Below are 242 nucleotides of genomic sequence, written 5' to 3' on the forward strand. Positions count from 1 at the left end.
GGCACGTTACACGTGATTGACCCCGATCACGACCAAGCCGGTTTTATTGCACAAACCATCACCACCGCCGAAGGTGGTCGGTTCAATATCAACGCAAAGGGCCATTGGTCATACGATATTGACAATGATAAAGTCCAACATTTAGGCGCAGGGGAAAGCTTCCAGCAAACCTTTACCGTTGAATCTATTGATGGCAGTGCTAAAAAAGATATCACAGTGACCGTTCATGGCACCAATGATGC

The 242-nt window shown here is 47.1% G+C and carries 1 protein-coding gene; it reads left to right on the top strand.

The window, feature by feature from the left end; all coding sequences use genetic code 11:
• On the top strand, positions 1 to 242 hold a 242-nt coding region (locus tag AB4351_RS21835), incomplete at both ends, for a VCBS domain-containing protein (protein ID WP_372127175.1).

The organism is Vibrio sp. 10N.261.51.F11, assembly GCF_041471665.1.
In the GTDB taxonomy this organism is placed as follows: Bacteria; Pseudomonadota; Gammaproteobacteria; order Enterobacterales; family Vibrionaceae; genus Vibrio; species Vibrio crassostreae_C.